Genomic DNA, 22,702 nt, shown 5'->3' on the forward strand with positions numbered 1-22,702 from the left:
GGGGGGCACTGTCTGAACGGTCACTGGGATGACCGCCCGATCGCATCGGTGAAGATGTCAGAAATGGGAACCCGTTCGGGAAGACGGGTCTTGCGCAGGGGTTTTGGGGGCCGCTGCGTCCAGTTTTCTGGCATCCGAATGCGGGGGGCGCGACCCGTTACCTTCGGAATGTCCTTGGGTCAGGCGGAACTGGGTCAGTCCGGCCCGCGATTAGGCGTGGGCCGAAAAGGAGAACTAGTCATGGCAGTTACCCCCGAGAGCACCAGCGGCATTGTCGATGGCGATGCTGGCGACAATCGTATCGACCTGGCCTATACCGGCGATCCCGAAGGCGATGTGATCGACGGTGGGGATGCTGCCGCACCTGGAACCGAAGACGATATCGTCAACGCCGGTCCCGGCGACGATTATGTCGCGGCGGGCGAGGGCGACGATACGGTCTATGCCGGCAGCGGGGATGATGAGGTCTATGGCCAGGCCGGCAATGACACCATCTATGGCGACAGCGATGCCCCGGGCACCGAATACAGCGGCGGTCGCGAGGTGTTCCAATGGGACGAGGCGCCCGATCCCGATGACGGCGGCCAGATCGACCCCTTCGATTCCCTCAAGGCGGGCTTCACCCAGAACACCGGCAGCGTCGATGTGACCTTCTCGGTCACCTCTTCGGATTATGGCACCAATACCGCGCTCTCGGCCGAGACCGAGAATGTGGACGGCATCGTCACCGACGGCACCGCCGCCTCGACCACCAGCGGGCTCGACTCGCTGACCAATGGCGAGGGCAATAGCGTTGATTACGAACTGTCCTTCTCGGACGAGGTGGAAAATGTCTCCTTCCGGATCAACGACGTCGATGGCGACGGCATCGTCAAGGTGCAGGCCTTCGACGCCAACGGCAATCCGGTCGAGGTGACGCTGACCGCCGGTTCGGGTGTGACGCTGCTCGACACCGATACGGTGACCGGCGCCGATACCGCGGATTCCAACGGTGGCTATGAAGAAAACGACAGCTCCACTTACTCGGTCCTCGTCACCATCGAGGGGCCGGTCTCCAGCCTGAGCATCAGTCACAGCCAAGACGGTCTCGATAACTCCGGCATCACCGTCACCGATGTCTATTTCGATGCTGGCGCCTCCGACGTTGATCTCGAACCGGGCGACGATTACCTCGATGGCGGCGACGGGGATGACACCATCTATGGCGAGGCCGGCAACGACACGCTGATCGGCGGCGCTGGCAATGATACGATTTTCGGCGGTGACGGCAGTGATACCGTCTATGGTGGCGACGGCGACGACGTGATCGACACCTCTTCGACCAGCGGCGTTCCGCTGCCGGATCGCGGCTTCCCGTCTTACATGGGCCTGCCCGAAGTGCCTGCCGACAGCGATCCCTATGACGATCGTGACACCGTCTATGGCGGCGCCGGCAATGACACCATCATCACGGGTGACGACAATGACGTCATCTATGGCGGTGACGGCAACGACACCATCGATGGCGGTCTCGACGACGACTATATCGAAGGCGGCGAGGGCGATGACTTCATCGTCGGCGGCGAAGGATCGGACGAGATCTATGGCGGCGGCGGTGACGATGTCATCTATGGCGGTCTGAACCCCTCCTATCCCGATTTCATGAACATCCCCGATGACGGCAGCGTCGGCGACCCCGATCCGGTGACCGACAATGGCAAGGATGTCATCTATGGCGGTAGCGGTAATGACATCATCTACGGTCAGGACGACGACGACATCCTCTATGGCGGCGAAGGCAATGACACGCTCGATGGCGGTATCGACAACGATTATCTCGACGGCGGCGAGGGCGATGACCGGCTGATCGGGGGCGAAGGCGCCGACACCATGCTGGGTGGCTCCGGTCGCGACAGCTTTATCGGGGTGACCGATGGCGATGTGATCGACGGCGGCACCACCGGCGACGATTACGACACGCTCTATATGGGCGGCCAACGCTATCGCATCATCTCTGAAACCGTCGATGCCGATGGTGACTCGACCTCCGGCACGATGGAACTGCTGGATGATCATGGCAACGTCACCGGCACCGTCCAGTTCAACGAGATCGAAAAGATCGTGCCTTGCTTCACCCCCGGCACCCGGATCGCCACGCCTCAGGGCGAGCGTCTGGTCGAGGATCTGCAGATCGGTGATCTGGTGATGACCCGCGACAACGGCATGCAGGAAATCCGCTGGATCGGCCGGCGCGAGCTGGCGGGCACCGAATTGGCCGAACATCTGCAGCCGGTGCTGATCCGCAAGGGCGCGCTGGGGAACGGCCTGCCGGAGCGTGACATGATGGTCAGCCCGCAGCACCGCCTGCTGATCGCCAGCGACCGCAACGCGCTCTATTTCGAGGAGCGCGAGGTTCTGGTCGCGGCCAAGCATCTGACCTGGATGAAGGGGATCGACCGGGTGGAGCGCGCCAGCGTCACCTATATCCACTTCATGTTCGACCAGCACGAGGTCGTGCTGTCGGATGGCGCCTGGACCGAAAGCTTCCAGCCCGGCGATCTGACGCTTGGCGGCATGGACAGCGCCCAGCGGATGGAGATCCTCGAGCTGTTCCCCGAGCTGAAGCGTCGCGACGGTGGCGTGGGCTATCCGGCGGCGCGGCGGTCGCTGAAGCGGCATGAGGCGATCTTGCTGATGCACTGACGCAAGGGGCGTCGGCAGGTCGCGGGGGCGCGACCTGCGCGATGGCCTTTCGGAATACTATTGCAGTTGCGAATGATCCGCCCACCGCGGGACGGATCGGAAAGGCAGGGCCCAGGCCCTGCCTTTCATGCGTCCGGATGGTCGGCGCGCCAGGCGGCCCAGGCCTCTGGCGTATCGAGATCGCAAAGCGCGTGGGTCTCAGGCAGTGGCACCAGCGTCATCCGCTCGGCATGGCGTCGCAGCACCGGCTGGGCGCCGGTGTCGCCCACCAGCGCCTGAAGCTCGGGGAACAGCGCGCGGGACAGGATGACCGGATGCCCGGGGATGCCGGCAGAAGCGCCGCGCCAGATCATGTTTTTGGATGTTGGATCAAAGGATTGTGCGACTATCCTCAGGTCGTTTGCGGTAAGGTCGGGCAGGTCGGCCAGCAGGATCATCACCGCCGGAGAGGCTAGCGGCAAGGCTTCGATCCCGCGCCGCAGGCTGGCCGAGAGCCCCTCGGCCGCCTCCGGAACGGCGATGGCACTCAGGTCCAGGCCAGTCAGCGCGGCATAGCGCGGATGCGGTGGCGGCGGCAGCGTCACCAGCAAGGGGCCGATGCCGGCGGCCAGCGCCCGCTCGGCCGTCCGGCGCAACAGGGGTTGGCCGGCGATGGGCTCCATCAGCTTGTCGCGGCCGCGCATCCGGCGCGACTGGCCGGCGGCGAGCAGCAGGATGGGCAGATCGCCGGCCATGTTTCTCAGCCCCGTTGCGCTTTCGCGTCGAAACGCGCCCGCGCACCGGCGACCTCGGCCTCGTTCTCCACCGCCCAGGTGGTCAGCGCGTGAAGCGGCGGCAGCAGCGTCTGCCCCAGCCCGGTCAGCATGTAATCGACGCGCGGCGGGATTTCCGGCGTCACGATGCGTTCGATCAGCCCGTCGCGTTCCAGTTCGCGCAGGGTGGCGGTCAGCGACTTCTGAGTGATCCCGCCGATGCCGCGTTTCAGTTCGGAAAACCGTTTCGGGCCGGTCTCCAGATGGGTGACGATCAGCGTCGACCATTTGCTGGAGATCTTGTGCAAGAGCGTGCGCATGGCGGTACAGCGGGGATGGTCATGGGCAGGAAGCGATTGTGGTTTCATCGGGTATACCAGGGTTTCCCAAAGGTTCCGTCTTGCGGCGATGCAGCAAAAGCTTATCGTTATTGTTGGTATCCTTCTGATACCAAAGATTCACTCCTACACCAAGTCTCTCTGCACGAGTTTTTCTGCGCGCATGAGGGGCAGTTTCGGCATGATCTGAAACATTAAGAAAGGGACGCAATATAATGTCTTTGAAGCTGAAAGTCATCATCGGGTCCACTCGTCCCGGTCGCGCCGCCCCGGTTGTGGGCGCCTGGGCCGCAAAGGCCGCCAAGGCGCATGGCGGCTTCGAGGTCGAGCTGGTCGATCTGGCCACCGTCGACCTGCCGCTGCTGGACGAGCCGAACCACCCGGCGATGAAGCAGTACGAGCATGAGCACACCAAGGCCTGGAGCGCGATCGTCGATGACGCCGACGCCTTCCTCTTCGTGACGCCGGAATATGACTATTTCCCCCCCGCGGCCCTGGTCAACGCGCTGCAATGCCTGTCGCAGGAATGGCGCTACAAGCCGGCGGCGACGGTCAGCTATGGCTTCGTCTCCGGCGGGCTGCGCGCTGCGCAGGAGCTGCGCATGCTGCTGGCGAACCTGCTGATGATGCCGCTGCCGCAGGTGGTGCCGCTGCCCTTCTTCCCGCAGTTCATCAAGGACGGCGTGCTGGAGCCCAACGAGCAGATGACTGACGGCATGAGCATGGCGCTGACCGAATTGGCCAAATGGGCCGAGGCGCTGAAGCCGATGCGCGGCTGAGCCACGGGCCAGTTGCAGATCCGAAGCCGGCGCAGATCTTGCGCCGGCTTTTTCGTCGCGGGCTTGTCCTCCTCGCCTGGCCCGGCCATCCTGTGACGCAGGAGGGCAGGTATGCTGACATCGCTTTTGCTGCGCTGGAATTTGATCCGGCGGACGCTCTGGTTCCGGGTGGTGGGGATTTCGGTTCTCAGCATCATCGCGGTGCTGACCGCCAAGCTGTTGGGTCCGATCCTGCCGCAGGGGCTGGATCGGCTGGTGGGGGCACAATCGGCAGATCAACTGCTGGACATTCTGTCCAGCTCGATGCTTGCCGTCACCACCTTCTCGCTGTCGGTGATGGTGACGGTCTATCGCTCGATCTCTTCGCAATGGACGCCGCGGGCGCATCGCATCCAGCTGCGCGACAATGCCACCCAGATGGTTCTGGCCACCTTCGTGGGCGCCTTCGTCTATGCGCTCTGCTCCATCGTGCTGCGCTCGACCCAGTTCTTTGGCGAACACGATCTGGTCGTGCTTTTCATCATGACCCTGGCGGTGATCGTGCTGGTGGTGGTGATGATCCTGCGCTGGATGGTGCGGTTGCAGACCATGGGCAGCCTGTCGGACATTGCCGGGCGGATCACCGATCTGACGCTGCAGGCGTTTCAGGGGCGGATGTCGGCGCCCTGTCTCGGCGCCCGGGCGCTGACGCCCGATCTGGTGCTGCCCGATGGGGTGCGTGATCTGCATGCGCCGCGGTCGGGCTATGTCGAGCGGATCTTTCCCGCCGCGATCGAGGCACACGCCAGGGGCTGCGGCGGTACCGTCTATCTGTTGAAGGGCGTCGGCGACTATGTCAGCCGGGGCGAGGTCTTTGCCCAGGTCACCGACCCCAGCCTGGAAAGCGCGGTGACAGGCAACGTCCAGATCGGCTCGATGCGGGATATCGAGCAGGATCCGGGCTTCGGGCTGCATGTCCTGGCCGAGATCGGATCGAAGGCGCTGTCACCCGGGGTCAACGATGGCGGCACCGCGATCGACATGATCGACCGGATCACCCGGGTGCTGGAAAGCTGGCTCGCCCCGCAGGAGCGGCCGGCAGTGCCGCCACGCTACCCGAGCCTCTATCTGCCGTCACTGCACCCGGCGCCGCTGGTGTCCGATCCCTTCGGGCTGATCGCCCGCGACGGGGCCGGCACGCTCGAGGTGCAGATGGTGTTGCAATCGCGGCTGTCCGGGCTGGAGCATCACCCCGATCCCGATCTGGCCGAGGCCGCCCGCCGCACCCGGCAGCAGGCGTTGACGCGGGCGATGGAAGCCTTGACCCATGAGGTGGACCGCGATGCCCTGAGCGAGCATGTCGAGCGGATGGGGCAGCGCTGCTGGGGGCAGGAGGCCGCGACCGAGGTCTAATCGGTGGTGTGCAGCCGCGAGCGCTGCACCAGCGCCGCGGCGATCAGAGGCACCACCAGCCCGATCACCGCGACGGTGATCAAGAGCAGGCCGAGCTGGCTGTAGTCGGCCGGTATCTGCACGCTGCCGTCGGGCGCCTTCACCTCGCGCGTGACCGTGAAAATCTGGTTGAGGTATTTGGTGCCGAGACTGCTGGCCGACAGCGCCAGATTGGTGAAGGAGGCCATCACCGCGAAGAAAGTGGCCTTGAGGCTGTCGGGGGCGTTGCGGGCGATCCAGGCCAGCATCGGGATCATTGCCACCTGACCCAGCGGGCTTTCCATGGCGGTGTCGAGAATGGCGATGAACCGGGCGTCGACGATGCCGCCGGTCAGCGGCGCGGTCCAGTTCTGGATGCCATAGAACAGGCCGATGTTGGGCAGCGACAGCAGGCCGGCGGCGAGGCTCAGCAGCACGACGATATAGACGATGCTGTGATTGGCCATCAGCGGACGCAGCACGAACATCCCGACCAGCGTCAGCACCGAGGTGATCAGCTCCAGCACCGCGATGAACTGCGGATCGAAGCCCAGTTCGTCGATGGTGAACCAGGTGGCCCCGGCGCCGGGCAGGGGCGTGGCGCGGAAGATGAAGATGACGATCGCGGTGCCGATCAACGCGCGGGCCTTGGCGGGCTCCAGCACTGCCAGGAGCTGGCGCATCAGGTAGAGCACGATCGCCAGCGAGCCGGCGAAGATCATCTCCTGCGCATAGGGAAGCTCCGACAGCCCCAGCGTGACCGAGATCGCCACGAAGATGCCGCCACCGATGAAATAGGACCAATTGGGTTTCACCGCGCCGCCCTCGGGGGCGAAATGCGCCTCGGCCTGCGTCCGGGAAAGGCCCTGGGCGATCATTGCCGCGATCTGGCGGTGCTGTTGCCATTTCGCCAGCAGCACCCCCGAGACCGAGATCACCGGGATCGCCAGCCCCATCAGATAGATCCGGCCAAAGACCGCGCCCTTGGCGGTCTCGGGCAGGGTTTCGATGCCGGCGAAAAGGCTGATGTTCAGCGCCGCCACCGCCGAAAGCGCGCCGATCAGCGCCACCCGGCCGAGTGTCTGCATGGTGGTATGGAGCGCCCGGATCGTGGTTTCTTCGAGCGGTTTCCCGCTCTCGTCGACTTTCGGCACCGCCTCGACCGAGAGCGCATCGGCCACCGCGTCCTGCAGCACATAGCCGGTCGGCGAAAGCAGCGAGGCCAGCACGAACCAGGCAGTCACCGGCATCACGCCAAGCATCCAGCCCACCCGGGTGGCAAGGCCGAACATGATCACGAAGCTCGCCGCGATCAGCCCGGCGCCGATGAAGACCAGCAGCCATTTCCAGCGCCACATCAGATCGACCAGATGGCCCATCGGCATCTTCAGCGCCCAGGGCAGCCCGACCCAGAAGCCAAGCCCGGCCAGGAAGACGGCCGAGACATCGAGGTAATCCTTGATGAAGAATGTCCCCACCACCGAGGTGATGCCCGAAGCGCCATAGGCGAAATAGACCATCAGCGGCGGCAGGAAGGACCAGCGCATCTGCCGGCCGAGATCGAGCACAACGGCGTCGAACCAGCCAGTGAGCGCGGCCCAGCTGCGCCTCATAGCGGGCGGATCTTGAGCTTTGTCACCCGGTTGCCCTCGCGTCCCGTCACCTCGAAGCGGAAGTTGTGGAACGAGAATACCTGCCCCACGGTGGGGATCATCTGCGCCTCGTGGATCACCAGCCCGGCGACGGTATTGGCCTCTTCATCGGGAAGCTGCCAGTCAGTGGCCCGGTTCAGGTCGCGGATCGTCATCGCACCGTCGACCAGGTAATGGCCATCCTCGGTCTTGCGCACCGGATGGTCGCCATCGACGTCGAATTCATCGGTGATCTCGCCGACGATCTCTTCGAGGATGTCCTCCAGCGTGATCAACCCCTGAAGCGAGCCGTATTCGTCGACCACCAGGGCGAAATGGGTGCGCCGGCGCAGGAACTGCCGCATCTGGTCGTCCAGCGTGGTGGTCTCGGGCACGAAATAGGGCGGCTTGATCACATCGGTGACCTGAAAGCCGCGGAAGGCCTCGACCATGTCATGCGACTGGTCGAGCCGGGCATAGATCGCACGCAGCAGATCCTTGGCATGGATCACGCCGATGATGTTCTCCTGCTCGTCCCGGAACACCGGCAGGCGGGTGTGCGGGCTGTTGACGCATTGGGCGAAGATATATTGCGGGTCGGCGGCGGCATCGAGCATCTCGATGCCGGAGCGGTGCAGCATGATCTCCTCGACGGTGCGATCGCCGAGATCGAGCGCGCCGAGGATGCGGTCGCGATCCTCCTTTTCGACCACGCCTTCGGAATGGCCCAGCTGCAGCGCGCCGGCGATCTCTTCGCGCACGGCGAGCATCTGGCTGTCCGGGTCGATGCGCACGCCGAACAGGCGCAGCACCCCGCGCACGGTGATCCGCACGGCGGAGACCACGGGCGAGAAGACCAGCACGATGATCCGGACCGCCGGAGCGACCGCGGCGGCGGCCTTTTCGGCATTGGTGATCGCATAGGTCTTGGGCAGAACTTCGGCGAAGATCAGCACCAGGAAGGTCATCACCAGCGTTGCCAGCGCCACACCGTTCTGGCCGAAGACCTTGGTGAAGAGCGAGGTGGCGAGTGAGGCGGCCAGGATGTTGACCAGGTTGTTGCCCAGCAGGACCGAGCCGATCAGCCTTTCGTTATCCTCGGTCACGTCGAGCGCCTGCTGCGCCCCGCGTGATCCTTTGTCGGCCTGGTTCCGCAGCTTGGCGCGGCTGGCGGCGGTCAATGCGGTTTCGGAACCGGAAAAGAAGCCCGACAGCACCAGCAGCAACACGATCGCCCCGGCGGTGAGCCAGAAGGCGCTATCGAGAAGGGTAGGGGAACTCTCCATCAGGGGAATATCTGCCGCATAATTTTGATCTCATTTGGTTATGGGGCCAGGCCGGGCCACGTTCAAGAGCACCGTGGCCCGGCCCTATGCCCGAGGGGCCGAGGTCTCAGGTCCAGAAGGTCGCGGTCCTGGGCTGCGCATGCACCCTCTGGACGAATTCGAGCAACGACACCAGCCCGATCCGGACGCAGATAAAGATCTCGGCGAAGAGGCGGCAGTCAGCCCCCGGCACAGCAGCACGAGCCGCGGGGACAGGGTGTTCAGCCACGCCGCGATGGTGCTCAGCAGGAAGACCGGTGCCGCCGAGAGGCGGATGTCGTGGGAGAGGTCACGGGGGGAGAGGCTCATGTCAATTTGCATGGTCGCAGAATGTGTGTCCTCGGTGGCCTTGACAAGATGGTCGCGCGCCTGCCGTCGTGGCGGTCGTCAGCGTTTCGCGGATGTCGCCAGTGGGTGGTGCTCCAGCACCAGTTCGGCCAGCCGTTCGTCGAGCACATGGGTATAGATCTCCGTGGTCGAGACATCGGCATGGCCCAGAAGCGTCTGGATCGAGCGCAGATCGGCGCCATTGGCCAAAAGGTGGGTGGCAAAGGCGTGGCGCAGGGTGTGCGGGGTGACGGTGTCGGGGTTGACCCCGCCGGCAACCGCAAGCTCCTTGATCAGCAGATAGAACCGGTTGCGGGTCAGATAGCCCGAGGCGCCGCGCGAGGGGAACAGGAAACGCGACGGCTGGGCGCCCTTCAGGCGGTGTTCCTCTTCGATCTCGTCGCGCAGGGCCAGCCACTCCGCCAGCGCGACGCGGGCCGGCGGCGACAGCGGCACCAGCCGTTCCTTGCCGCCCTTGCCCTTGACCAGCAGCATGCGCGGATCGCCCCGCGCCGCCGAGGCGGGCAGCGAGACCAGCTCGCTCACCCGCATGCCGGTGGCATAGAGCAGCTCCATCAGGCAGGTGTTGCGCAACCGGTCGGCGGGGGTGCGGCCCACCTCGCGCGCGGCGGCGAGCAGCCGGTCGACATCGGGCACGCTCAGGGTCTTGGGCAGCCGCTTGTCGCGGCCGGGGCCTCGGATCTGGATCGCCGGGCTGTCTTCGCGCCAGCCCTCCTCGAAGGCGAAGCGGTAAAGCTGCTTGATCGCCGACAGCCGTCGGGCGCGGGTGGCGCGTGACAGGCCCTGGGCGTCGCAATCGACCAGATAGCTTTCGATCATGTCGCGGTCGGCCGCGGCGAAATCGCTGCCGCGCCGACCCAGCCAATGGGCGAAATCCTTCAGATCGCGGCCATAGGCGAGCTGGGTGTTGGTCGCCGCCCCCAGTTCCGCCGCCTGCGCGTCGAGAAAGGTGGCGATCCAGCCCATCTGGTCGGCCGGTGCCACCATCTCAGACCGCCCCGATCAGCAGGAGCTGCAGCGCCGCGCGCCGGGCAGTGTCCTCCAGCCCCACCGCGCGCAGCGTCGCCAGAGAGTCGGTCAGCTCGGTCGGATTGCCGTGGGCACCGCGGTCGAACGACAGGATGCAGCGCAGGATGACTTCGCCCAGCCGGCCGCTGTCGATTGCCTCGGCCAGATCCTGCGGCGGCTTGGCTTCGGGGGAAAACCCGCGGGCGACCGCGCGGGACAGATCGTCGGGCGCATCGGCGCGGCCGGGATCGCCCTGCGCCAGGGCGGCGAGAAAGGTGTTGTCGCGGCTGTTGTCGGGGGGATGGTGCGAAAACGCCTCGTAATCGGGGCCAAGCAGCTCGATCTTCCAGGCGATGGTCTCCGCCTGGCCAGCAAGCTTGAGCGGCGCCAGGCGATCGGCGAAGAGATGCGCGAAAGGCACCTCAAGCCCGGCCATGCGCATCTGTTCCCAGACCTTGGGCAGGGTCTTGGTCACTGCCTCGGCGCTGCCGGTGGACAGGGCGATATCGAACCGCTGCACCGCCATCACCCGGTCCCAGACCCCGCCGGAGGCCGCCGGCCGGCGGTCGGTATAAAGGCCCAGAAGCTTGTTGGGATTGAGCGCGCCGGTGCGGGTGAGCCGCTCGGCCGCCTCGATCTGCGCCTTCCAGCCGGCCAGATCGCCCAGATCGGCATTGGCGAAGGCACGGGGCAGGGTGCTGCTGGGCAGCCGTTCGCCGATCGCCTCGTACAGGCGGAAGGTCAGCGGGTCGGGGGTTTCCGGGGCGGGCAGGGGCGGCGCGCCGTCGAAGAGATCGGCGTTCAGGAAACGATCGATCAGCTCGATCTTCGGCGCTGGCAGCAGATCGAGTGTGCGCACGGTTTCCAGCGTCAGCGCCGCGGTCTCCCAGTCGCCGCTGCGCGCGGTGCAAAAGATCAGTGCCGCGTAATCCGGCGAGAGATAGGGCGCCGCCAGGAGCGCGGCGCAGGGGCGATCCTCTTCACCGGACAGCAGGGCGGCGTCGAACCAGCGGCGGAAGAATTCCGCATCGCGGGTGGGGCCTGCCTGTTCGACCAGCGCCAGTGCCGGATCGACCGCGCCGAGCACGATCAGCCGGTCGATCTGCGCCAGCATCAGTCGGTTGGCCTCATCGGCGTTGGCGCCGGTGGGGGGCAGTTTCTCGGCCAGCAGCAGGGTATAGAGCAGGGCTTGCATCGCCGGGCTGTCCTGGACCGGCGCATCGGTGATCAGGCGGATCAATTGACGCGGGTCGCTGCCGCGCCACAGATCGACCGGCAAGCCGGTGACGGTGGTCGCCACCAGGCCGGTGGCGACGGGCGCGTCTTCCAGCGGGCTGACTTCGATCGAAGGACGCAGGGCCGCCTTGGCCACCGGCGGTTCAAGCAGCACCGAGCCGCCCGAGACCGGTGCCTTATAGCCCGAGGCTGGTGCCTTATAGGCGGAGCCCAGCCAGTCGATGACCGACAGGGGCTCTTGGGCCAGGGCCGCCGCAGGCCAGAAGACCGCGAACAGCGCTGGTTTAATCTGCATGCAAGGTGACCGGTTGCCGGATCTCGGCCAGGGGGGGCGAGAAATCCTCGCCGAACCAGGGCCCGAGATAAGCATAGCCAACCAGGCCGATCACGGCCAAAATAATTAGATAAAACAGGTACTTGAACAGTCGCCCCATGAGATGCCCCGCGGTCTCGCCTCTGTGCTTTTTCCCAACTTATATATGGCCTTTTGCGTAAGATCACGTCATTCACTGAAGAATGAGCGAAATTGAGCATAGCACCGCCACCAGAGCGGATGAAACCGCGGTTGCGACAGGCGGCCGGGTGAAGAAAACCATCGTCATGGTCGGCATGATGGGCGCCGGCAAGACCGCTGTGGGCCGGGCGCTCGCGGCGCGTCTGGGGGTGCCGTTTCTCGATAGCGATCACGAGATCGAGGAGGCCGCCAATATGACTATCCCCGAGATTTTCGCCCGCGATGGAGAGGCGTTTTTTCGTCAGAAGGAAAGTCAGGTGATCCAGCGGCTGTTGGAAGAGGCGCGCGGCGTCCTGTCCACCGGTGGCGGTGCCTTCCTGTCCGAGACCAATCGGCAAATGATTTCCGACAAGGGGGTCTCGATCTGGTTGAACGCCGATCTCGACGTGCTGTGGAATCGGGTCCGCAACCGCGACCACCGGCCCTTGCTGCGCACCGCTGATCCCCGCGCGACGCTGAAAGGCCTGTACGAGGCGCGTGTGCCGCTTTACGCCAAGGCCGATCTGGTGGTGCGCTCGGATGCGCAGACCGCGATCGAGGGGGTGGTTGACCGGGTGATCGAGGCGCTCGCGACCCGTCCCGATGTATTGGAACCGGTGGCGGGAGCCTGAAGAATGAAGAATACCGTTCACGTCGAGCTGGGCGAGCGGTCCTATGATGTGGAGATCGGCCCGGGGTTGATCGCCGAGGCGGGCGCGCGCATCGCGCCGCTGATCAAGCGCAAACGGGTCTGCGTGCTGACCGACGAGACGGTGGCGGCGCTGCATCTTGCCGAGCTGCGCGACGGTTTGGCCGCCGCCGGGATCGAGATGGAGGCGCTGGCGCTGCCGCCGGGGGAGTCCACCAAGGGCTGGCCGCAGTTCACCCGGGCGGTGGAATGGCTGCTGGAACAGAAGGTCGAACGCCGCGACGTGGTGGTGGCCTTCGGCGGCGGGGTGGTCGGCGATCTGGCGGGATTCGCGGCCTCGGTGCTGCGGCGCGGCGTGCGCTTCGTGCAGATCCCGACCTCGCTCCTGGCTCAGGTCGACAGTTCGGTCGGTGGCAAGACCGGCATAAACACCGCGCAGGGCAAGAACCTGGTGGGCGCCTTCCATCAACCCTCGCTGGTGCTGGCCGATACTGCCATCCTCGGCACGTTGACGCCGCGCGATTTCCTCGCCGGCTATGGCGAGGTGGTGAAATACGGGCTTCTGGGCGATGCCGCCTTCTTCGACTGGCTCGAGGCCGAAGGCCCGGCGCTGGCGGCGGGCGACATGGCGGCGCGGGTGCGGGCGGTGACCCGTTCGGTGCAGATGAAGGCCGATATCGTTGCCCGCGACGAGACCGAGCAGGGCGACCGCGCGCTGTTGAACCTCGGACATACCTTCTGCCATGCGCTTGAGGCCGCCACCGGCTATTCCGACCGTCTTCTGCATGGCGAAGGCGTGGCGATCGGCTGCGCCCTGGCGTTTGAGCTGTCGTCGCGGCTGGGGCTTTGTTCACAGGAAGATCCAAGCCGGGTGCGCGCCCATCTCAAGGCGATGGGGATGAAGACCGATCTGGACGATATCCCCGGGCCCTTGCCGGATGCCGAAGGGCTGATGACCCTGATGGCGCAGGACAAGAAGGTGCTCGACGGCCAGTTGCGCTTCATCCTGGCGCGCGGGATCGGCGCGGCCTTCGTGACCTCCGAGGTGCCGCGCGAGGCGGTGGTGAAATTGCTTCAGGACGCCTTGGCCGGGCGCTGAGACGCCGGGCCAGAGGCCGAAGGGCCGGGGCCCGCATCTGCGTGTGGGCGCGGCCTGAGGTCTGGGGGATGGCGGGGCGTCAGCGCCCCCGCAGCACCATCAGCTCGCCCACGTTCTCGTTGGTGATATAGCCCAGCATATGCCCCTTGGCATCGACCACCACCACCGCGGGCGCCCCCTGATGCAGGGCGTCGAACACCTTGTCGAGCCCGGCGCCGAGCGGCAGGCTGGGGATGTCCTTGGTCAGGATCTGGGCCACCGGCTGGGTCCGCGGATGCTCATGCGCCAGCGCCGCGAACAGCGCATCGCGGGTGAGAAAGCCGTGAAACGCCCCCTGTGGGTCGATCACCGGGAATTCGTGCTGCGTCGTGCGGATCAGCGCGCCGGCGGCGGCGTCCAGCGTATCCTCGGGCGTCAGGCTCTCATAGCTGGTGATCATCGCGTCCCGCGCCCTGAGCTTGCGGGCGATGCTGCGCATTTCCACGTCCTGGCTTTCAGCGCTTGCCGCCATGAAGATGAAGACCGCGATCAGCACCAGGATCGGGTTGCCGCCGCTCAGTCCCCAGAAGCCGAACAGAAAGGCCACGATCTGCCCGGCCATGGCGGCCGCCTGGGTCGCCTTGACCCGGTCCATGCCCAGCGACAACAGCGCCCGGAACACCCGGCCACCGTCCATCGGAAAGGCGGGGATCAGGTTGAACAGCGCCAGAAACAGGTTGAGCGCGGCCAGTCGGCCGAGGAACGACGCCTGGGTGCCTTCGAGATCCGCGGTGAGGTCGAGCGTGTTGCTGGCTCCCAGCGCCACCAGAACGCCCCAGATCACGATATTGACCGCCGGTCCCGCCAGTGCCACGGCGATCTCCTGCGCGGGCTTTTCGGGCATCTTCTCAAGCTGCGCCAGGCCGCCGATCGGCAGCAGCGTGATCGAGGGCGTGTGGATGCCGAACCGCCGGGCAACCAGCGCGTGTCCGAATTCATGCGCAACGACGCAGGCGAACAGCGCCACGACGAACAGCACGTTGTCCGTTGCCGCCGCCCAGCCGCCCTGCACATAGGCGGCATAGCCGATCCAGGCCAGCAGCAGGAAAAAAGTGACATGGATCCGCAGGTCCGATCCGAACAGCCTGCCGATGGAGAATGACCAGCTCATGCCTGATGCCTCGCCCTTGAAAGAAAACGGGGCGCCCTCGCAGGTGCCCCGTTCGATAGTTCGCCGTCCCGATCAGAACGGGATTTCGTCGTCGTCGATGCCGCCCGAGGGGCCGCCGCGCCCGCCGCCCGCCGGGGCGCCGCCATAGGGATCGCCGGCGGGGCCGCTGTCATAGCCGCCACCGTAGCCGCCGGCACCACCACCATAGCCACCGCCCTGGCCGCCGCCGCCATAGCTGCCGGCGCCGCCGCCGGTTCCGCCCTCGCGGCCGTCAAGGAAGGTCAACTCGCCCGAGAAGGGGCGCAGCACCACCTCGGTGGTATAGCGGTCCTGGCCGTTCTGATCCTGCCACTTGCGGGTTTCCAGCTTGCCCTCGACATAGACCTTCGAGCCCTTGCGCAGGTATTGTTCGGCCAGACGGGCGAGGTTTTCGTTGAAGATGGCGACCGAATGCCATTCGGTCTTTTCCCGCCGCTCGCCGGTGTTGCGGTCTTTCCAGGTGTCGGAGGTGGCGATCCGCAGGTTGCAGACCTTGCCGCCGTTGGGGAAACTGCGCACCTCGGGATCGCGGCCCAGATTGCCGATAAGAATGACTTTGTTCACTGAGCCGGCCATGGGACTCCCTCGTTTCTTGACATGTCGTAGGCGCCCGAATCTCCGGTCCGGGTCCGGGCGCGATGCGGGTCACCCTACAGAACCTCAGGGGGGGTTAAAACCGGGTTGTCGCAGGCTGCGAGGCAAGGCTTTGGCGGTTCGTCGCCAGAGCCGCGGGGGGCTGCGGCCGGGCAAGCTTCCCTTTGGGGTGGATTTCTGTATAGTCCCGCTGACGTGAAACGAGGCAGGACAGGGCCGGCATGCGCGGGTTCACCATTGGTGTAATGATTTCGCTTGGGGTTTCGGGCGGGTTCGCGACTGGGGCGCGGGCCGATATGTTTGCAACCCGCAGTCAGAAGAACCTCTTTCAATCCCAGCTCAGGGTGCTCGATAGCCGGGCGGCGCAGCAATACAGCAACTCGGCCCGGCTGCAGCCCAAATCCTCGAATGACGGCATCGCCGGGCCGTTGCCCTATAGCGGCAAGTATCGCGGCGAATATCTGACCATGGCGCGCGAGGCGGCGCGGCGGCACGCGGTGCCGGAGGAGCTGTTCCTGCGGTTGGTGCAGCAGGAATCCGGCTGGAATCCCAATGCGGTGTCGCACAAGGGCGCGCAGGGGCTGGCGCAGTTGATGCCCGAAACCGCGCGGGGGCTGCGGGTCGATGCCACCGATCCCTATGAAAACCTCGACGGCGGCGCCCGCTATCTGGCGCGGCAGTACCAGCAGTTCAAATCCTGGCGCCTGGCGCTCGCCGCCTATAACGCCGGGCCGGATGCGGTGAAGAAGCACGGCGGCGTGCCGCCTTATGAGGAAACCCGGAACTACGTGAAGAAGATCTGGGGCAGCTGAGGCGTCGGGCGGGCGTTCAGCGCAGGCTTTCCATCACCAGCAACAACAGCGCGGCGCCCTCCAGCGCCTCATAGCTATGCGCGACATCGGCGCAATAGCGGAAGTAATCGCCCGGGCCGATGTCCTCGGTCTGGCCCTCGGGGCCGAGCCGGACGCGGCCTGAGCACAGGAAGGCGTGTTCCACCGTGCCGCGCGGATGCGGGGCAGAGTGGCGCGGCGCCCCCGGCGCCAGCGTGACGCGATAGAGATCGCGGCGGCGATCGGGTGGCGATTTGTCCAGCAGCACCGTGGTGAAATTGGCCTCTCCTGCGGCGATCTCGACGCCTTCGCCGGCGCGGATCAGATGGCTGTGGGCCAGGGCGCTTTCGAACAGCGCGCTGAAGGGAATCTCCAGCGCGGTGGCGATCGCCCAGAGGGTTTCGATGTTCGGGTTGCCGCGCCCGGCCTCGAGCTGCGACAGGGTGGATTTCGCCAGCCCCGCCTTGGCGGCCAGCGCCGAGAGGCTGAGCTGTGCGAGATCCCTTTCACGGCGGATCGCTTCGGCGATGATGGAACTGGGGGTCATGTCGTTCTCTTTGTCGGTTTGTCGTTCGTCTTGACGAACGATCTTGATCCGTTCATTGTATCGAACGTTGTTCGATGATTCCAGGGAAATGCCCCATGCCCTCCGTTCCAGTTCCCGCCCGGGCCGAATTCCGCACCGGGCTGCGCGATATCACACCGCTGTCGCTGGGGGTGGCGCTCTATGGTCTGGCCTTCGGTCTGCTGGCGGCGCAGGTCGGCATCGGCGCTCCGCTCACCGCGTTGATGGGGGTGACGGTCTTCGCCGGCTCGTCGCAGATCGTGGCGGCGGACCGTCTGGCCTCCGGCGCCGGGATGACGGTGGCGATCCTGGCCGGGCTGGCGCTGAACCTGCGGATCCTGCTGATGACCGCCTCGCTGCGAGAGGAGCTTGCCGGCCGGCCGTTTTGGCAGATCGCGCTGGGGGTGCATCTGACCTCGGACGAGAATTGGGCGCTGATGCATGCGACAAGGGGCCGGGGCGGGCAGGCGGGCTATTGGTATCTGGTTGGCGGTGGCACCAGCCTGATCGCGGTCTGGGCGATCTCCACCACGCTTGGCGCGGGCTTTGCCGGGCTGCTGCCCGATCTCGCCGCCATCGGGCTGGATTTCGCCTTTACCGCCGCCTTCATCCTGCTGCTGCGCAACCTCTGGCGCGGGCGGGCCGATCTGGCGCCCTGGGCCCTGTCGATCCTGACGGCGCTGAGCGTGGCGCTGGTGCTGCCCGTTGATCCCTCCTGGGCGCTGATCGCCGGCGGGCTGGCGGGCGCCGCGCTGGCGGCGGTTCGGGGTGGGGCGCATGGCTGATCCGCTGTCGGTAACGCTCGGGCTCGCGGTCGGAACCTTCGCCATCCGGCTGGGCGGTTATCTGCTGGGCAGCGCCTTGCCCGCCTCCGGCCCCTGGGCGCGCGGGCTGAACGCCCTGCCGGGCTGCCTGATCGCGGCGCTGCTGGCGGTGTTGCTGGTGCAGGCGGGGCCGGCGGAATGGACGGCGGCGGCGCTCTGTGCCCTGGTGGCGATGCTCACCCGGTCGCTGCCCTTGACCATGTTGGTGGGGATCGCGGCGGTCTGCCTGGCCCGCACCCTGGTCTGAGCCGTTTTCACGACCTCGTGTTCCATGGCGTTTTGCGGATTTGCGCCAGATCAATTCCTGACTATATCAGTCTGTTAAAAGGCACCCAAAAGGGGACTCGGAACATGACGATTGCGAAACAGGCCCGGCGTGCGAGCTGCGCGGCGCTGCTGACGGTTTTGGCTTTGGCGCCTGTGGCGCAGGCGGGCGCGCCGCTCTATGGCTCGCTGGAAACGCTGGGGGAGGCGCTGTTCTTCGATGCCAACCTGTCGAAGAATCGCACCATGTCCTGTTCCACCTGCCATTCCCCCGATGCGGGTTTCGTCGACCCGCGCGAGGTCGATCCGGTCGGCCGTGCCGTGGCGCTTGGCGATGACGGCCACTCCCTGGGCACCCGCAACGTGCCGACCGCCGGCTATGCGGCGCTGACGCCGCCGTTTCACCTGACCAAGGATGGCAAATGGGAGGGGGGCCAGTTCCTTGACGGCCGCGCCTCGACGCTGGAGGATCAGGCCGGTGGCCCGCCGGTCAACCCGGTCGAGATGGGGATGCCCGATCACGCCTCGGTCGTCGACCGGCTGCGCGAGAACCCTGATTACGTCGCCGCGCTGAAGGCGCTGGTGGGGGAGGGTGTGTTCGACGATCCGGAGGCCGCCTATAGGGGCATGACCCAGGCCATCGCTGCCTATGAGCGCACGCCGGAGTTCGCGCCTTTCGACAGCAAATACGATCGCTACCTGCGCGGCGAATACCAGATGACGCCGGAAGAGGATCTGGGCCGGCTGCTGTTCTTTTCCCAGCAGTTCACCAATTGCAACCTTTGCCATCAGCTCAAGCGCAGCGCCGTGGATCCGGAAGAGACCTTCTCGAACTACCAATACCACAATATCGGCGTGCCGGCGAACCCGGCGGTCAAGGGCGGGCCCGATCAGGGGCTGCTGGACAATCCCGAGGTGACCGACCCGGCCGAGGCCGGCAAGTTCAAGGTGCCGACGCTGCGCAACGTGGCGGTGACCGGGCCCTATATGCACAATGGCGTGTTCAAGGATCTGCGCACGGTGGTGCTGTTCTATAACAAGTACAACTCGAAAGCCGCTGCCCGGCAGATCAACCCGGAAACTGGTCAGCCCTTCGCTGCGCCCGAGGTGGATGGCACCCTGTCGATGACCGAGCTGACGACCGGTCCCGCGCTCGACGACAAGCGGATCGACGCGCTGGTGGCCTTCCTGAAGACGCTGACCGACAAGCGGTACGAGGATTTGCTGGAATAGGGCGGCGATCTGGCTGGTGTGCCTCTCAGAACCAGGGCGCGCGCGGCAGGTGCCAGCCAAACCGCACACTGGCAAGGCGCAGGATCACCGCGAGTGTCACGCCGATCACGGCCGCGAGCGTGTCGGACAATCCAAGGGCAAGGCAGCCGACATAGGCGGCGGCCCCTGCCAGGGCTGCAAGCGCATAGACTTCCTCCCGCAGGACGCGCGGAACCTCTGACACCATCATGTCGCGCAGCATCCCGCCCCCGATCGCGGTGATGACGCCGAGCAGGATGGCGCCGGGCGGGGTTAGCCCCTGCGACAGCGCCTTTTCGCAGCCCGCGATCGCGAAAACGCCAAGCCCCAAGGCATCGAGGAACATCACCGGGCGTTGCATCCGGTCCAGCACGGCGCCGAAGAAGAAGGTGAAAAGGCCGGCGGCGCAGGCTATGCCGAGTGGCAGCGCGGTCCGGAAGACCGCCGGAGGCGTGTCGCCAAGCAAGAGGTCGCGGATCATCCCGCCCGCCACGCCGGTGGCCATGGCCAGCACGAGAATGCCGAAAAGATCCAGCCGCTTGCGGATTGCAACCACGGCGCCGCTCAGGCCGAACACGAATGTGCCAAGCGCATCGAGAGCACCAAAGAGCGTTACTGCGGCCATCGAGCCATGCCTCCTTAAAGTACCGCACTCTAGCAACTGCTGCCTCAAGGCCAAGGCGAAAGGCGGGATGGGCAGGGTCTGCCCGAATAGGGGCGCGAGGATCGGCAAAGACAGCGGGATCGACTGATTGCGATCCAAAGCTGCCATTCGCGTCGCCAGCGGTCGGCCGCATCGCACCGTTGCCGAACCGGTCATCTGTATATCGCGCAGCGATTTTTGCCATCGAATGGCGCCGATCTTGTCCTTGCCGCCCTCTGCGCGGCAGCCGCTGACCCGGTTGACAGGCCACCTGATCTCAATATGGTTGTATCATGCAACCAGTATGGTGCCGGTCTTATGCTTGAACAAGCTGCTCCAATTCCGATTGACTCTCTTCGCACGGCCTCCCGCCAACTGGTTCGCCAGCTCGGTTTCATGGGGGGTGCTTTCGCCGGCACCAATCTGTCCCCCTCGGCCGTCCATGCGCTGATAGAGATCGAGCTTGGCGGGCTCACGGCTCGTGACCTTGCGATGCGTCTCAATCTCGACAAGTCGAGCGTCAGTCGGATGCTTCGCAAGCTGATCGAAGCGGGGGATGTAATCGGGCAAACCGCCGATGATGGACGCGTGAAGGTTCTGTCCCTGACGGAGAGCGGCCAAGCGCGCGTCGCGGCGATACACGCCTTTGCTCGGACCCAGGTGTCAGAAGCGCTTGGCCAGCTCGAGCCGGCAGAGCAGAGGACGGTATTGGAGGGGCTAACCCTTTATGCAGGGGCACTGGTCGGGCAGAAAGACGCCGCGACATCGGCGCCGACCGTCGAGGTTCTCAGGGGGTATCAAACCGGCCTGATCGCCCGGATCATCGAAATGCATGCGCATTATTACGCACGTGCATCGGGGTTCGGGCGGCAATTCGAAGCCGTGGTTGCGGGGGGACTCGCCGAGTTTTGCGCGCGGCGGGATAGCCCCGGAAACGCAATTTGGGCGGCGATGCATGGGCACAAAGTTGTCGGCTCGATCGCCATCGACGGCGAGGATTTGGGCGAGGGCGTCGCGCATCTGCGCTGGTTCATCATGGACGATGGGCTCAGAGGCTCCGGCGCCGGTCGCAAGCTGCTGCGCGCCGCTCTCGACTTCGTCGATGCGCAGGGGTTTGCGGAAACGCATCTGTGGACATTCAGCGGCCTGAACGCCGCGCGGCACCTTTACGAGACCGAGGGATTTGTTCTGGAGGAAGAGCGTCCGGGCACTCAATGGGGCATGGAGGTGATGGAGCAGAGGTTCGTGCGGCGCCAAACCTGAGGGGGCATGTTGGGCTGGAAGCGCCCGCCCGGCTGCGCGGCAGGACTGATCTGGCCTCCAAACCCGCTGCAACGACAGGGGCGGCCCATCCCTGCCGCTCGGCCGATGCGGCAGCGAAATCCCCGCCCTCATTGAGGTGATGCAAACCTCGCGGGCGGCCGCTAGTGTGGTGTCGCTTATCCCCCCAGCGAAAGGGCCTTTGTCATGACGATCACCAAGGAAGATGAACTTGATGGCATGAAGGTCATCGGCCGGATCGTGGCGAACACGCTGAAGATTATGTCAAATGCGCTCGAACCTGGGATGACGACGCGCGAGCTTGACGAGATCGGACGCGAGGTTCTCGACCGCGAAGGCGCCCAATCGGCGCCAAAGCTCACCTATGACTTCCCCGGCACCACCTGCATCAGCGTGAATGAGGAGATCGCGCATGGGATCCCCGGTGACAGGGTCATCGCCCGGGGCGATCTGGTGAACATCGATGTTTCCGCGGCGAAGGACGGGTTTTTTGCCGATACGGGGGCGAGCTTTCGGGTGCCTCCGGTGCGCGCCTCTCTCGAACGCCTCTGCAAGGACGGCAAGCGGGCGATGCAGATCGGAATTGCTCAGGTCGGCCACGACAAGCCGCTGGCCGGGATCGGTCAGGCGATCGGGCGTTTCGCCTCTGCGCGCGGCTATAGCCTGATCCGCAATCTTGCCAGCCATGGTGTCGGTCGTTCGCTGCACGAGTATCCCGAAGAGATCGCAACCTGGCCCACGCGCGGTGACAGACGCCGGATGCACAACGGGATGGTGCTGACGGTTGAGCCCTTCCTGTCCCGAGGCGGCCTGATGGCGGCCGAGGGCGACGACGGCTGGACCCTCTACAGCGATCCCCGCGCGTTCGCGGTCCAATATGAACATACCGTCATCGCGACCCATGGCGCGCCTGTTATCGTGACCCTGCCAGGGTGAATGGCTGGCTTGGGCCGCGTCGCGGTCACGCGGGCCCTGTGCGGCGGGCGCTCTCGGCCTTTTGCCGCAGGTCGGATGCGTCCCGCCGCTGTAGCACGGCTTCCCCGAAGCGGACGACCGACGCCTGGTGCGGCGAAGTCCGGCGGCGAGTGTTGCTGATGCGGACGTTGCCGACTTTCGCCGCGTTCGCACCAATGTCCGTTCTTACGAGACTTCGTTCATCTCAATTAATCGCTCAAAACAGAACTCACAAAGTAGACTAATTTTGGCAAATCCTTCCGTCTCGTCATTCCACTCCTCACCATGACTCATAAGAAACTTGTCGCACTCATCACACCATCCGTTGTATTGTCCGTCTTCGTCTCGGACGAATATTAGCCCTCGGTTGCGACCGTCGCGCAATGAGGCGATGGAATGAGAACACGCGTAAGCCGGTTTTGTTGAGCCATGCTGACTAGGGTAATCCCCCCCGATGTTAAGGGGATGCGGAAGTAGAATTTTCTCGGCAGGATGAACGGGGAGATTGCGATGAAGAAGACACGATTTACCGAAGCCCAGATCATGGGCGTGCTGCG

General features: G+C 65.3%; 23 protein-coding genes. 11 read left to right on the forward strand and 12 right to left on the reverse strand.

What is annotated here, in order from left to right; all coding sequences use genetic code 11:
- Window positions 1-240 precede the first annotated feature (240 nt).
- Window positions 241-2,682 carry a Hint domain-containing protein gene (locus tag ACN0V4_RS05630; RefSeq protein ID WP_417673862.1) on the forward strand — a complete coding sequence of 814 codons (2,442 nt, stop codon included), beginning with the start codon at window positions 241-243 and terminating at the stop codon, window positions 2,680-2,682.
- A 125-nt stretch (window positions 2,683-2,807) separates the two neighbouring features.
- On the opposite strand, the gene ACN0V4_RS05635 is transcribed toward ACN0V4_RS05630, so the two are convergent.
- Window positions 2,808-3,416 carry a nucleotidyltransferase family protein gene (locus ACN0V4_RS05635; RefSeq protein ID WP_417673864.1) on the reverse strand — a complete coding sequence of 203 codons (609 nt, stop codon included), beginning with the start codon at window positions 3,414-3,416 and terminating at the stop codon, window positions 2,808-2,810.
- Between the two features lie 5 nt (window positions 3,417-3,421).
- A complete protein-coding gene (locus ACN0V4_RS05640) occupies window positions 3,422-3,802 on the reverse strand; it encodes a winged helix-turn-helix transcriptional regulator (protein ID WP_417673866.1) in 381 nt (126 codons plus the stop codon).
- A 185-nt stretch (window positions 3,803-3,987) separates the two neighbouring features.
- Here ACN0V4_RS05640 and ACN0V4_RS05645 point away from each other — a divergent pair, with 185 nt between their 5' ends.
- Complete coding sequence (locus ACN0V4_RS05645; protein ID WP_417673868.1) at window positions 3,988-4,551, forward strand: NADPH-dependent FMN reductase; 564 nt, start codon at window positions 3,988-3,990, stop codon at window positions 4,549-4,551.
- A 111-nt stretch (window positions 4,552-4,662) separates the two neighbouring features.
- The gene (locus tag ACN0V4_RS05650) at window positions 4,663-5,943 is read left to right on the forward strand and encodes a DUF2254 domain-containing protein (protein ID WP_417673870.1); all 1,281 of its coding nucleotides are present in this window, start codon (window positions 4,663-4,665) and stop codon (window positions 5,941-5,943) included.
- On the opposite strand, the gene ACN0V4_RS05655 is transcribed toward ACN0V4_RS05650, so the two are convergent.
- From ACN0V4_RS05655 to ACN0V4_RS05675, 5 genes are all read right to left on the reverse strand, one after another.
- A complete protein-coding gene (locus tag ACN0V4_RS05655) occupies window positions 5,940-7,574 on the reverse strand; it encodes a hypothetical protein (protein ID WP_417673872.1) in 1,635 nt (544 codons plus the stop codon). The two genes, ACN0V4_RS05650 and ACN0V4_RS05655, sit on opposite strands and share 4 nt — an antisense overlap.
- Entirely contained in the window at window positions 7,571-8,878 is a 1,308-nt protein-coding gene (locus tag ACN0V4_RS05660; RefSeq protein WP_417673874.1) for an HlyC/CorC family transporter, read from the reverse strand. Before ACN0V4_RS05660 ends, ACN0V4_RS05655 begins: the two co-directional genes overlap by 4 nt.
- 426 nt (window positions 8,879-9,304) lie before the next feature.
- A complete protein-coding gene (locus tag ACN0V4_RS05665) occupies window positions 9,305-10,252 on the reverse strand; it encodes a site-specific tyrosine recombinase XerD (protein WP_417673876.1) in 948 nt (315 codons plus the stop codon).
- Window position 10,253: 1 nt separating this feature from the next.
- Complete coding sequence (locus ACN0V4_RS05670; protein ID WP_417673878.1) at window positions 10,254-11,804, reverse strand: hypothetical protein; 1,551 nt, start codon at window positions 11,802-11,804, stop codon at window positions 10,254-10,256.
- On the reverse strand, window positions 11,794-11,943 hold the full coding sequence (locus tag ACN0V4_RS05675; RefSeq protein ID WP_417673880.1) for a hypothetical protein: 150 nt from the start codon (window positions 11,941-11,943) through the stop codon (window positions 11,794-11,796). The genes ACN0V4_RS05670 and ACN0V4_RS05675 overlap by 11 nt, the downstream gene beginning before the upstream one ends.
- Window positions 11,944-12,025: 82 nt before the next feature.
- Here ACN0V4_RS05675 and ACN0V4_RS05680 point away from each other — a divergent pair, with 82 nt between their 5' ends.
- Window positions 12,026-12,634: a shikimate kinase gene (locus ACN0V4_RS05680; RefSeq protein ID WP_417673882.1), complete on the forward strand. Its 609-nt coding sequence runs from the start codon at window positions 12,026-12,028 to the stop codon at window positions 12,632-12,634.
- 3 nt (window positions 12,635-12,637) lie between these two features.
- On the forward strand, window positions 12,638-13,750 hold the full coding sequence (gene aroB / locus ACN0V4_RS05685; RefSeq protein ID WP_417673884.1) for a 3-dehydroquinate synthase: 1,113 nt from the start codon (window positions 12,638-12,640) through the stop codon (window positions 13,748-13,750).
- A gap of 79 nt (window positions 13,751-13,829) precedes the next feature.
- On the opposite strand, the gene ACN0V4_RS05690 is transcribed toward aroB, so the two are convergent.
- Window positions 13,830-14,900: a site-2 protease family protein gene (locus ACN0V4_RS05690; protein ID WP_417673886.1), complete on the reverse strand. Its 1,071-nt coding sequence runs from the start codon at window positions 14,898-14,900 to the stop codon at window positions 13,830-13,832.
- Window positions 14,901-14,972: 72 nt separating this feature from the next.
- Complete coding sequence (gene ssb, locus ACN0V4_RS05695) at window positions 14,973-15,515, reverse strand: single-stranded DNA-binding protein (RefSeq protein WP_417673888.1); 543 nt, start codon at window positions 15,513-15,515, stop codon at window positions 14,973-14,975.
- Window positions 15,516-15,754: 239 nt separating this feature from the next.
- Here ssb and ACN0V4_RS05700 point away from each other — a divergent pair, with 239 nt between their 5' ends.
- Window positions 15,755-16,345, forward strand: a complete 591-nt coding sequence (locus ACN0V4_RS05700; RefSeq protein WP_417673890.1) for a lytic transglycosylase domain-containing protein — start codon at window positions 15,755-15,757, stop codon at window positions 16,343-16,345.
- Between the two features lie 16 nt (window positions 16,346-16,361).
- Here ACN0V4_RS05700 and ACN0V4_RS05705 read toward each other — a convergent pair whose 3' ends face one another.
- The gene (locus ACN0V4_RS05705) at window positions 16,362-16,910 is read right to left on the reverse strand and encodes a helix-turn-helix domain-containing protein (protein WP_417673892.1); all 549 of its coding nucleotides are present in this window, start codon (window positions 16,908-16,910) and stop codon (window positions 16,362-16,364) included.
- 95 nt (window positions 16,911-17,005) lie between these two features.
- Here ACN0V4_RS05705 and ACN0V4_RS05710 point away from each other — a divergent pair, with 95 nt between their 5' ends.
- The 3 genes from ACN0V4_RS05710 to ACN0V4_RS05720 all read left to right on the forward strand — a co-directional run bounded on the left by ACN0V4_RS05710 (window position 17,006) and on the right by ACN0V4_RS05720 (window position 19,249).
- Complete coding sequence (locus ACN0V4_RS05710; protein WP_417673894.1) at window positions 17,006-17,713, forward strand: AzlC family ABC transporter permease; 708 nt, start codon at window positions 17,006-17,008, stop codon at window positions 17,711-17,713.
- A complete protein-coding gene (locus tag ACN0V4_RS05715) occupies window positions 17,706-17,999 on the forward strand; it encodes an AzlD family protein (protein ID WP_417673896.1) in 294 nt (97 codons plus the stop codon). Before ACN0V4_RS05710 ends, ACN0V4_RS05715 begins: the two co-directional genes overlap by 8 nt.
- A 104-nt stretch (window positions 18,000-18,103) precedes the next feature.
- Window positions 18,104-19,249 (forward strand): cytochrome-c peroxidase, encoded by a 1,146-nt coding sequence (locus ACN0V4_RS05720; protein ID WP_417673898.1) that lies wholly within the window; start codon window positions 18,104-18,106, stop codon window positions 19,247-19,249.
- 25 nt (window positions 19,250-19,274) lie between these two features.
- Here ACN0V4_RS05720 and ACN0V4_RS05725 read toward each other — a convergent pair whose 3' ends face one another.
- On the reverse strand, window positions 19,275-19,892 hold the full coding sequence (locus ACN0V4_RS05725) for a trimeric intracellular cation channel family protein (protein WP_417673900.1): 618 nt from the start codon (window positions 19,890-19,892) through the stop codon (window positions 19,275-19,277).
- A 336-nt stretch (window positions 19,893-20,228) separates the two neighbouring features.
- On the opposite strand from ACN0V4_RS05725, the gene ACN0V4_RS05730 reads away from it, so the two are divergent.
- Together ACN0V4_RS05730 and map are read left to right on the forward strand one after the other, a co-directional pair.
- The gene (locus tag ACN0V4_RS05730; RefSeq protein WP_417673902.1) at window positions 20,229-21,173 is read left to right on the forward strand and encodes a bifunctional helix-turn-helix transcriptional regulator/GNAT family N-acetyltransferase; all 945 of its coding nucleotides are present in this window, start codon (window positions 20,229-20,231) and stop codon (window positions 21,171-21,173) included.
- A 204-nt stretch (window positions 21,174-21,377) separates the two neighbouring features.
- Window positions 21,378-22,127 (forward strand): type I methionyl aminopeptidase, encoded by a 750-nt coding sequence (gene map, locus ACN0V4_RS05735; protein ID WP_417673904.1) that lies wholly within the window; start codon window positions 21,378-21,380, stop codon window positions 22,125-22,127.
- Between the two features lie 204 nt (window positions 22,128-22,331).
- Here map and ACN0V4_RS05740 read toward each other — a convergent pair.
- A partial coding sequence (locus tag ACN0V4_RS05740; protein ID WP_417673906.1) for a hypothetical protein occupies window positions 22,332-22,702 on the reverse strand: 371 nt, incomplete at its 5' end.

This window comes from Pseudodonghicola sp. (assembly GCF_048268305.1).
Lineage (GTDB): Bacteria > Pseudomonadota > Alphaproteobacteria > Rhodobacterales > Rhodobacteraceae > Pseudodonghicola.

Coding starts and splice junctions, on each gene's coding strand:
- ACN0V4_RS05630 (WP_417673862.1), top strand. CDS start 241: ATGGCAGTTACCCCCGAGAGCACCAGCGGCATTGTCGATGGCGATGCT.
- ACN0V4_RS05635 (WP_417673864.1), bottom strand. CDS start 3,416: ATGGCCGGCGATCTGCCCATCCTGCTGCTCGCCGCCGGCCAGTCGCGC.
- ACN0V4_RS05640 (WP_417673866.1), bottom strand. CDS start 3,802: ATGAAACCACAATCGCTTCCTGCCCATGACCATCCCCGCTGTACCGCC.
- ACN0V4_RS05645 (WP_417673868.1), top strand. CDS start 3,988: ATGTCTTTGAAGCTGAAAGTCATCATCGGGTCCACTCGTCCCGGTCGC.
- ACN0V4_RS05650 (WP_417673870.1), top strand. CDS start 4,663: ATGCTGACATCGCTTTTGCTGCGCTGGAATTTGATCCGGCGGACGCTC.
- ACN0V4_RS05655 (WP_417673872.1), bottom strand. CDS start 7,574: ATGAGGCGCAGCTGGGCCGCGCTCACTGGCTGGTTCGACGCCGTTGTG.
- ACN0V4_RS05660 (WP_417673874.1), bottom strand. CDS start 8,878: ATGGAGAGTTCCCCTACCCTTCTCGATAGCGCCTTCTGGCTCACCGCC.
- ACN0V4_RS05665 (WP_417673876.1), bottom strand. CDS start 10,252: ATGGTGGCACCGGCCGACCAGATGGGCTGGATCGCCACCTTTCTCGAC.
- ACN0V4_RS05670 (WP_417673878.1), bottom strand. CDS start 11,804: ATGCAGATTAAACCAGCGCTGTTCGCGGTCTTCTGGCCTGCGGCGGCC.
- ACN0V4_RS05675 (WP_417673880.1), bottom strand. CDS start 11,943: ATGGGGCGACTGTTCAAGTACCTGTTTTATCTAATTATTTTGGCCGTG.
- ACN0V4_RS05680 (WP_417673882.1), top strand. CDS start 12,026: ATGAGCGAAATTGAGCATAGCACCGCCACCAGAGCGGATGAAACCGCG.
- aroB (WP_417673884.1), top strand. CDS start 12,638: ATGAAGAATACCGTTCACGTCGAGCTGGGCGAGCGGTCCTATGATGTG.
- ACN0V4_RS05690 (WP_417673886.1), bottom strand. CDS start 14,900: ATGAGCTGGTCATTCTCCATCGGCAGGCTGTTCGGATCGGACCTGCGG.
- ssb (WP_417673888.1), bottom strand. CDS start 15,515: ATGGCCGGCTCAGTGAACAAAGTCATTCTTATCGGCAATCTGGGCCGC.
- ACN0V4_RS05700 (WP_417673890.1), top strand. CDS start 15,755: ATGCGCGGGTTCACCATTGGTGTAATGATTTCGCTTGGGGTTTCGGGC.
- ACN0V4_RS05705 (WP_417673892.1), bottom strand. CDS start 16,910: ATGACCCCCAGTTCCATCATCGCCGAAGCGATCCGCCGTGAAAGGGAT.
- ACN0V4_RS05710 (WP_417673894.1), top strand. CDS start 17,006: ATGCCCTCCGTTCCAGTTCCCGCCCGGGCCGAATTCCGCACCGGGCTG.
- ACN0V4_RS05715 (WP_417673896.1), top strand. CDS start 17,706: ATGGCTGATCCGCTGTCGGTAACGCTCGGGCTCGCGGTCGGAACCTTC.
- ACN0V4_RS05720 (WP_417673898.1), top strand. CDS start 18,104: ATGACGATTGCGAAACAGGCCCGGCGTGCGAGCTGCGCGGCGCTGCTG.
- ACN0V4_RS05725 (WP_417673900.1), bottom strand. CDS start 19,892: ATGGCCGCAGTAACGCTCTTTGGTGCTCTCGATGCGCTTGGCACATTC.
- ACN0V4_RS05730 (WP_417673902.1), top strand. CDS start 20,229: ATGCTTGAACAAGCTGCTCCAATTCCGATTGACTCTCTTCGCACGGCC.
- map (WP_417673904.1), top strand. CDS start 21,378: ATGACGATCACCAAGGAAGATGAACTTGATGGCATGAAGGTCATCGGC.